This is a genomic window from bacterium, from assembly GCA_023145965.1.
In the GTDB taxonomy this organism is placed as follows: domain Bacteria; phylum UBP14; class UBA6098; order UBA6098; family UBA6098; genus UBA6098.
Window position 1 is genome coordinate 1 of the sequence record JAGLDC010000002.1, and the last position, 10931, is coordinate 10931.

1 protein-coding gene is annotated in these 10931 nt (G+C 43.4%); it reads left to right on the plus strand.

The features are described from left to right. Window positions 1-28: 28 nt before the first annotated feature. A partial coding sequence (locus KAH81_00165) for a hypothetical protein (GenBank protein MCK5832063.1) occupies window positions 29-10931 on the plus strand: 10903 nt, incomplete at its 3' end.

A 10931-nucleotide genomic window follows, 5' to 3' on the forward strand; every position in this document is an offset into this window, starting at 1 on the left:
GAATAATATATATTAAATTATGTGTCAGATGAATTATAAAATTTCAGTTTTTTTTCTTCTTATATCATTGGTAGGAGCTCTTTTTTGTGCTTCACCGGGGCCGACCGCTATTTTTAAAACACCCATCGAAGGTTCATGGGCGGGTTGTGAATTCCAAAATATTCATATCCGTTTAACCGATTTGGAAGGCATTGATATAACCTCTGTTCGTATTAGCGTCAACGGCGTTAATTATTCATGGCCAGATATTACGCATCTTTCCTGGGATGGCGACTCAATATTAATATTTACGCCAACATCTCCTTTCCCAAACGGAAATCTGGTAAATGTATCTTTACTCGAAGTTGAGGATATGGATGGAACTCCGATTAGCGCGCCTCTTTCATGGTCTTTTAGTATAGATATTGACAAACCATTTTGTATTTCCAGCACTCGTGAACCTATTCCTAATACAACAATCAATGATCGAAGACCGGATATAAGAATAGAAGTCAAAGATACAACCAGTGGAATTCCTCTTTCGGGACTGTGTATCTGCTTCGATTCTAGGTCTTATAACTGTCCACCTGATAGAAACAGCGGTTATTGCTGGGAAAGCGGAAGTTCATCTATTTTATATGATGATACTTTTTTCACTATTCTAACAGGGGGATTAGGGGTTGGTTTTCAGAACGAGGACTCCGTTACTGTGAGACTTCGTAAAGCTGTTGACTATGTGCCTCAAGGCGACGAGGTATGTGGGCCTAACTGGATAGATACATTGGATACTGCTTTGGAATGGAGTTTTCGCGTCGATATAATAGGGCCTCGATCTACACTCCTATACCCGAACGATGGCGATACTATTGCATGCGATACGCTTGTTGTTTTCTTTGAAGATTTTTCCGGAGTGAATATACCTTCTTGCAAATTCAGACTGGGTCTTATTTTAGCGTCGGAAGGCACAAGCCCTTATGTTAATAGTTATGGCGATACGATTATTTATTCCGGAACTGGAACTGCGGATTTCTATCCCGAAGGATATATTCCAGTATATGTGAACAGCATTCGAGACGAGGTGGATAACCAAAGTCTATATGTTGCCGGCGATCACATGGAATGGCATTTTTTGGTGGATAAATCACCTCCGGTTGCCTACGACCCAATTCCTTCCTCTGAGGGGGTTTCCGGTGGTGTTTCCCCTGAAGTCTCGATAGCTCTAGACGATTCTATCACAGATGTAGATGTTTCGAGCATTGTTTTTTCTGTTGAGGGAATAGACTACCCTTATGGAACACCTCTTGTAAGCTGGGATGGTTTGAGGGCTTCTTTTAACACCGGTCTTGCAGGTCTTACATGGGATGATAGGGATACGGTCGAAATTTGCGTGCGAGCAAGCGATATAGTCAAGCCCGATAGATGCGGCCCAAATACCATGGACACGGCATTTTGTTGGACCTTCTATATAGATCAAGGCGGACCGATAGTCCAAATAATCGACCCTCCAAATGACTCATGGACAGCGTGTGAAAACCAAGAGATTAAAGCTTATCTCTATGATCCATCTGGGGTTGATATCTCTACTTTAGTTTTCTCAGTAGATGGAATGGAGTTCCACGGCCCCGAACACAGCACCTATCTCGAAGACACGCTTGTTTTCACTCCACCATTTTCATTTTCTGATGGTGATTTAATTCAAATAGTTATCTTAGAAGTTCTCGATTCTGCGGGCACACACCTCGATTCTCCGGTTTTTTCAGAATTTTATGTGGATTTATCTCCTCCTTTAATCAATTCTATCACTCCAATTTATGGAAGCATTATTAGTGCGGATGAGATAATACTCTTTGGAGTATCCGATTCTGGTAGCGGTGTTCGACCGGAAAATAGTCTCATCTCCATTAATGGAGATGATTATTTATGGCCATCAGGTTTTACTTGGGACGGAACAGTTCTTTCTTTTGATATCTCGGTCACTCCACCCTTTTCGGATACAGATACTCTGGAAATATGTCTCCGAGTTGCCGACAATATCGATTCATTACATTGCGGCCCAAACGAAACCGACAGTTGTTTTACCTTATTTTATGACAATTGGGGACCTCTAGCTCGACTTGTTTATCCAGAAGATTCGGTTATTTCAGCTTGTATCGATAGTGCGATTAAGATTGTCGTCTTTGATAATTTCGGTGTAGATTGGAGCACTCTCCAACTCGATATCAACGGGTTGCTATACTCAGATAGCGACCCCGAGATTATTATTCGTGGAGATTCCATTATATATACACCTCCAGTTGCTTACAGTCATCTAGATACGATAGAAATAAATTTGATCGAGATTCGCGATCTTGTGGGTAACGACCTCACTGGCGGTTCTCTTAATTGGAGTTTTATAATAGATTCAGAGCCCCCCAGTTTAATGTCGGTTGCCCCCCCAGGGAATTCGGTTGTCGGCACAATGTTTAGCACAATATCTTTGGTTCTTTACGATAGTCCCTCGGGTGTCGATGAAACGAGTTTCTTCTTATCGATAAACGGGATTACATATACGTGGCCACATGCAGCTATAGCTTGGGATAGCGTTACCATGACGTTCGATATAGAAGAAACTGGACTTACATTCTCTGATGGTGATACCCTTGTATTCTGCGCCGAAGATTTAGCTGATAATGTTCTTTCGGAATTCTGCGGTCCGAATTGTTTAGTGGATGATACCTGCTGGAGTTACATTTTTGATCTTCAAGGTCCTACGATAGAACTCCTTTCACCTTCAGACGACGTTTATTCTGCATGCCCTTATCAACATCTGGTTTTTAGGATTCGAGACAATGCAGGGATTGTTCCAGATTCCTTTGAGCTTAATATAAACGGTGAGATTATTGAGTGGCCCGAGGATATGTCGTTTTCAGGAGATACTCTGGTTTATGATCCTTCTGAATCTTATCCAGATGGAGATACTATAAGGATTGAATTCCTTTCTGCTTATGACTCGCTGGGCAATGGACTTTCGGGAACCTATGGTTGGAGTTTTTTTACCGATAGAGATTCCCCTGAGCTTATAGACATAGTTCCACCATCGTTGGCCTTTATCGGCGAACCGATATTTAATGTTGAATTGTGGATAAGCGATGCTCTGAGCGGCGTGGACCCCTCCAGTTTTGTTTTCTCCATTGACGGAATTGATTATACAGGAACGTCCCCTTGGGTTGTATGGGACGCCGACCATTTTACCATAGACAATGAACTTGGGGGTTTTATTTGGGATGATGGTGATACTGTGCAATTTTGCTTGGATTCAATTAGCGATCTTGTCTCTTCAGAATACTGTGGACCCAATTGGGCGAATATCGATACTTGTTTGGAATATATAATTGACCTTTCGGGTCCCGAGGCCTCTATTATATTCCCCCATGATGGCGCGATTACATCGTGTTTCAATCAGGAAATAAGAGTCTTAATTCAAGATATCAATGGTATTAATGAATCCAGTATCAGGCTCGAAGTGAATGAAATTATCTATGGCATAAGCGATCCAGAATTGTTTTTCTTAAGCGGAAGCCTTTTGGTTTTCACCCCCTCTATAGATTGGATACATGCCGATACAGTTACTATTCGACTTCTTTCTGCCGAAGATGTCTGGGGCACGGAGCTTGAAACATCACTTTTTTGGTCTTTTGTTGTCGATGTTGAATCCCCGCAAGTTATGAGTTTCGATCCTGTAAGCGAGGAGTGGTTAAACGATCTCAGCCGAATTATTTCTATCGAGATAGAGGACACTCCTGCAGGTGTTGACACAGGTTCAATATCGATTAGGATAGGATCGAGTTTGTATAATTTATCCCATCCATCAATAACTTGGACTGGTTCTGCGATTAATTTTACTCTTGCAGATTTCATTGTTGATTCCACAGAGGGAGAGACTCTTGCTGTCTGTTTAGAAACAGTTTCAGATCTCGCAGAATATTGCCCACCAAATACTATCCCCTCTCCGATTTGTAGCGAGTATTATATCGATGTTGTCAGGCCGAGCGCGCATCTTGTTTCACCTCCGGATTCTTCGTGGATCAGTTGTCCCCTCGCCAATATTATTGTTCTCTTATCTGACGGAAGTGGAATAGCCGATTCTACCATTGAATTTGAGATTGAGGACGAAACATATAGTATCGATGATCCGAAGCTCGATTTAACGGACTCCATTCTCACATATACGCCGGATACAGCTTGGATGGAAGGTGTCCAGATTGTTTTCGAACTTCTTTCCGCAGAAGATTTAGCAAGCAATCCCTTCGAAGGTATGGAAACGAGTTATTCTTTCGGAATTGACACTAGCGCTCCAGTTGTTGTATCGGTTGCTCCCATCGATGGCTCTTTAGTGGATTTGTCTGACGCCGAATTGGAGATTGCAATTATAGATAACGCTAGCGGTGTAGATTTTTCCCGCCTGTGGATCATTATTAGCGATGATACGCTCGGCATAGTAGAACCCGCTGTTACTGTTGCCGATTCGGTTGTAACAGTCGATTTATCGGTAGCAGGCATATCATTCTTTGATGGCGAGTTTGTCGAGGTTTGTTTAGATTCGATTTACGATAAAGCTATTCTTTGTGGGGCTAACTTGGCCGATAGATATTGCTGGAGTTTCACTATAGATGGTTCGGGACCGATAGCCGAGCTTCTTTGGCCTCCGACTGGAATTATCTCTAGTTGTCCACGGGAGTCCATTGTTGTAACCTTTCACGATCCGGTTGGTGTCGATTTCGATTCGCTGGTCTTTGAGGTAAACGGTGAATATTTCAATTTCGGTGATCCCGAAATAACTATTCTCGATGATACAACCTTTGTTTTTATCCCCGATTTTCCATTTGAAAATGGTTCAACCGTCGAATTTGAAGTTAATCGAATATCAGATAATCTCGGTCATATTTCTGCCTCGGCAGCTGGTTGGAATTTCATTGTCGATCTTTCTCCGCCGGTGGCCTATAGTTTCTACCCATTACCTGCGGCTTATGCAAATGGGGATTCAATCGCTCTTGTGGTGGAGGATTCCATTTCTGGAGTTCAATCGAGTTCTATAGTTTTTGAAGTTATGGGTTATGGGATTTTTGATTTGACTGATCCGGGTGTTCATTACGAATCGGGGATTTTATCACTGGATCCTTTGGTTTCCGGTATAAGTTTTACCGACAGCGACACAGTTACTGTATGCGTTTCCGCCGAGGATATGCCAGATATTTGTCCACCCAATAGAATGACTTCTGTGTGTTGGGATTTCACCATAGATAATAGCGCTCCTTTTGCAGAGCTTATTAGCCCAGCCTCGGGCACTATCACATCATGTGAAAACTTGGCGATAATTCTGCGAATTATAGACCCATCTACTATCGACGAATCTTCAATACGCATAGCTTTCGAGGGTGAAGAATTTACTATTTCTGATCCGGAAATTGGTTGGGATTCACCGTTTCTTGAATTTACCCCCGATGGAGATTTTGGACATGGGGACACAGTCCGCGTGGTTTTAACCGATGTTTCCGATATGCTTGGTAATGTCATCGATTCTGCTGAATCGGTTTGGACATATTATGTCATAGATATTAATCCGCCTTTTATAGATAGTCCAAGCCCTTTCCCGCCACCCGGCTCAACAGTGGCTGATCCTTACCAATTTATTTCATTGAGAGCCACAGATTTTCCTGCAGGCGTCGATCATGAAACCGCAGTCTTGAGCGTCGATGGTGTCGAATACCCCTATCCTTCGCTTGCATTGGAATGGGTTTCCGATGAATTAAACTTCGATCCACGCGATGCGGGGATTATGTTTGAGGATGGCGATACTATAGAGGTTTGTCTGGAAAACCTTGCCGATTTGATAGACACTTGCCCCCCAAATAACCTTGTATCGCCATATTGCTGGGAATTCCAAATGGACCTCACTGGTCCTACTGCGCGAATTCTAAGGCCCATTCCGAATAGATGGGTAGCTTGCCGAGCTGGCGAACAATTGGTAGAGCTTATTGTTCGCGATGATGACAGGGTTAATTCGGCTTCGATAAGGCTTTCGGTGAACGGGGTTGAATACGATATTTCATCGCTATCATTGACTTATATCGATTCTGTATTGACTTATAGGCCGGAAGTCCCATGGGAAGACGGCGATACAGTGTATGTGGAACTTGTTTCCGCTAGTGATAATCTCGGCAATCCGCTTGCGTCACCTATTGAATGGCGTTTTTTCGTCGATCTTGTGCCGCCCTTCGCTAATTCACCATATCCCCCGGAGGGCTCTACTTTAGGCCAATTGGAATATGCTCGAGTTTCGGTTATCGATGAGGGCTGTGGTGTTTTCGATTCTAGTATTATTATTTCAATTAACAGCGAGGCATATTCCTTAGGAATGGGTTTAGTTGTATCAGGTGGAAACGCAATTTTATATGGCGATAGTCTTCGAGAACCGGTTTATGGCGACCTTAATATCTGCCTTACAGGAGCATCCGATAAACCAGATTACTGTGATGCTAACAGTATCACAACGCCATTCTGTTGGGCGATTTATATAGATGTTTTCGAGCCTGAAGGCAGACCTATTAATCCTGCTTTAGGGGATTATGTTGCTTGCGATTCCAGCGAGCAAGAGATAGCAATTTATCTCCGTGACGAATTCGGTATTCTAGCGGATAGTATAGAGATTCTCGTCGATGGAGAGCTTGCCCTATTTACAGATGGAACAATGACTTATGGGGATTCTGTGCTTACTTATTTCCCCGATCACCCATGGGAGGATGGCGATACAATCAGGGTTCAGTTACTAAGCGCGCCGGACAGCTTCGGCAATCCAATAGAGCCTTTTTCATATAGCTTTTATATGGATTTAACACCTCCCTATATATGGTCAATTACTCCGCCCCCGGGCGACACAGTTTCACCAGAGAGCGCAATAATCAAGGTTGCTCTTCGCGACGAACTCAGCGGTGTAGATTCGAGTTCGATAGTATTTATTGTAGGTGGGTCGGAATATAGGGTGGGAGAAAGCGATGGACCTCACTGGTTTGGATTCGACTCGACGGCTGTTTTTGATCTATCGAGTGTGGATATCGGTTCAGTGGGCGATGAGCTCGAAATCTGCGTGAGAGCCACTGATAGCCCGGATTGGTGCGAGCCTAACGAAATGCTCGAGTGTTTCCGATATTTTATCGACGATGATAGTCCGACACTTCTTCTCGAATCACCAGCTCCAAATTCCTGTTCCTCATGTTCGCTTCAGGGATTCAGGGCGTTGTTTATCGATGAATCCCTTATTGACGATACAACCATAGTTTTCAGAATAAATGGTGATATATTCACTGGCACATCGGACGAGGTAATATACAGCGCTATAGATCGAAGGGTTTATTTTGTTCCCTCCGAGCCTTGGGATGATGGTGATATTGTTCATGTGGATTCATTTTATACTGCCGATATCCTAGGTAATTTGGGAGAGAATCTCATCGATTTCGAGTTTACTATCGATAGACAACCACCGATAATTAACCCGATTTCCCCATTACCTGGAGGTTTCACTACAAGGCCTTCTCCAGATATTGTATTTACAATATCCGATTCTGGATGCGGCGGGATAAATTCAACCTCGATTAGATTTTCTGTCGATGGCGAGCTTCTATCTTTGGATTCTTCTGGAGTCCATTATTCGCCGGATACTATTAATTTCGATTCAGGCGAACACGGTATGATTTGGGATGATGGTGATACAATAGAGGTTTGCGTTATTGGCGCTGCCGATGAAGCGCTTTATTGTGGGCAAAACTATATAACAACGCCGATTTGTTGGTGGTTTACTATCAACTCCGCCGGCCCGACAGCGGATATTATCACTCCTGAACCGGATAGCTGGATCGCCTGCGACTCAGCCGATCAGCTTATTCGGATTTTCCTTGCCGATCCGGATGGTGTTGAAGAGAATTCGATATCTCTTTTTGTCGATAGTGTCGAATACACTACTGATTCTACAGGACTTATCTATTCGCGCCCAACTTCGACGTTAACCTATCGACCGAGTATTCCCTGGGTTGATGGTGATACGATAAATGTTCTTTTATTCTCAGCAGAAGATTCGTTAGGCAACAGCCTTCCCGCACCTCTTAGTTACGATTTCTATGTCGATTTAGCGCCACCAGAAACAACATTCGTCAACCCGCCTGTAGGTATTGCAATCCACCCTGGCGAGGCTTATGTTGAAATTGGAATCGAGGATTTTGGTGCCGGTATTATCGATAGCACAATAGAGATAAGCCTAAATGGAGTGTGGTATTCCATAGATGATGCAGGCGTTTTTTGGAGTGGAGAAACTCTTGTATTCGACGGTTCACTTACCATGCCTCCGGACACCATCTTTGCAGGCGATACAGTTCAGATTTGTGTTCGAGGAGACGATTCGACTTCACTTTGTGGTCCTAATTCTATGTTAACTTGTTGGCCTTATATCACAACTTCAGACGGCCCTTATGCAGAAGCACGTTTCCCTGCGATAGGTGCTATAAGTAGCTGTGTGGACACGGGTGTTCATATTTTTATTAACGATAGCGATGGAGATATTATTGTTCCCCACACGATTTACATGATTATTGATGATTCAATCTTTGTTGATCATACGGGTTATCCAGATGTATATTATTCCACCGCAGATACTACTTTGTATGTTAATGTTGGCCCACGGATTCACGGCGATACAGTTTTCATAGAGATAGACTCTATTCAAGATATTTACCATTCGCCATTAACCGAACCATTCGAGTTATGGTATGTTATTGATATCGAGGGTCCGGAAATTGTTTCTGGTTCACCTTCTTTAGGCTTGCTTATACCTCCAGGTTCACCCGATTTAAGCTTCCTCTGCAGTGATTTCCCTGCGGGTATCGATCATAGTGCGGGCGAAATATCTTTCTTTGGGTTAGATTTTTCGATAGGATCGGGCGCAATCTGGCGAGAAGATACTCTTGTTCTACCCGGTTTCGTTTATTCTTCTGACACAGTATTTTTTAACGGCGATTCTGTAGGGATAACAATAACTTTATTCGATAGCGCTCAGTATTGTGGTGCGAATGAATCGGTTTTGGAATGGTGGTTTAAAGTCGGTGTTACTCCTCCGATTGCCTCGATAATATCCCCAACTGATAGCGCTATTACCTCGTGTGATGGCGGAAATATTAGAATCACTATGACGGACGACGATGGCCTTAATTATGATTCATGCGGTGTATGGATAAACGAAATGGGGCATTATCCCTCTGACCCGAATTTGCAATTCATCGGTGATACCTTGATATATAATAATCCCGGTGAATTTAATCATGGTGATACTGTTAGATTTTGGCCGAGTGCGATGGATGTTTACGGTGCGAAACTCGCCGAAGCCGACACATTTGTCTTCATTGTAGATAATCATGCTCCTTCAGGAGTTAATCAGTATCCATCACCCGATGATGCGATATTAAATTGGATAAGTCCAGTTTCCATGGAACTCAGCGACGAATTGGCTGGAATCGATTATACTTCCCTAATTATTGATATTACGACACCTTTCTCGCATAAAGCTTTTACCTTGGATACTTTGGGTTTGGCTTGGACATCGGGTGTTTTAATTTTCGATCCCGATATACATAACAGCGGCACAGTTTGGGAACCCGGTTCCGATGACTCACTTGTTTTTTGGCATGAACGCGATACAGTCGAAGTCGAGGTATCTGCCAAGGATATGGCCTGCTGTTGTGGCGCAAACGATACTTCTTTCGCTTGGAGTTTCTCTATTCTGGATGACGACACGCTTCCGCCGACTTTCACTGACATGACCCCTCTGAGTTTCTGGAGCGGTTTACCCGACTTCGTCTATGCTGTTATAAGCGACCCATCCGGGATTTTTGATGACTATACCGACGTGGATGGACAGGGCGTCTATCTTTTATGGGATGTCGATGGTTCTCTGCTCGATGGGGGGGAGGCAATAGTGCAAATGGAATCTTCCGTCGGTGACACATTTGTTTCCACGATTGCTATTGGGCCGTTCTACAACGGAGATATGCCTGTATATTGCATTAGCGCCTACGACGATGACTTCGATTTCGAGGAAACTATCGACCGCTCACAAGGTATTAGCGATACATTTTTCCCATCACTGATAATCGGCCATGGTCCGATCGCACAGCTTGTTTATCCTGAAAACGGCGCATATTCCTCATGTGATAGCTCAGAGATTGTGATATTCCTGCATGATGAACAGGGAGTCGATTTAGCAAGCATTCAAATACGAATCGATGTTGATACCTTCAGCATTGGACCTAATTTGCAATACAGCAACGACACACTATATATTTTACCTCTTAGGAGTTTCACAGATGGTCAGGTTGTCACTGTCGAAATAATTCAGGCCCATGATGTTCTCGGGTATGGCCTCGATTCATTATACTCATGGCAATACAATATCGATACTTCGCCTCCTGAAGTTGAAATAATTGATTATTCGACGCTTATTACCCCCGATGTTTCAGCCGAGCAAATATGGCATCTTACTGATGCTGGAGCTGGAATTACAGAATCTACCATAGTTATATCCATTGACAGCGACATCTACGATCTATGGTCTTCGCACTCTGACTTCAATGGCGATTATCTGGTTTTTAACCCCGAAGAGCTAGGGTATTCACTTTCCGAGACGACTTTGGTCTGTGTTTCGTCTTGCGATGAGGCCCAATATTGTGCTCAAAATTGTAGTAGCCCGATTTGCGTAGAGGTCAGGCGTTCTAAGACAACGCCGTGCGAGGTATGGCCCATTCCGTTCACTCCAAACAACGATGGTGCAAACGATGTAGTTTGGTTCGAATATCCTCGTATGGAGATAGAAAGAGCGACTATAGAGATTTTCAATTTGGAGGGTGAGCGATTATTCAAAGGGGATTTCCCTC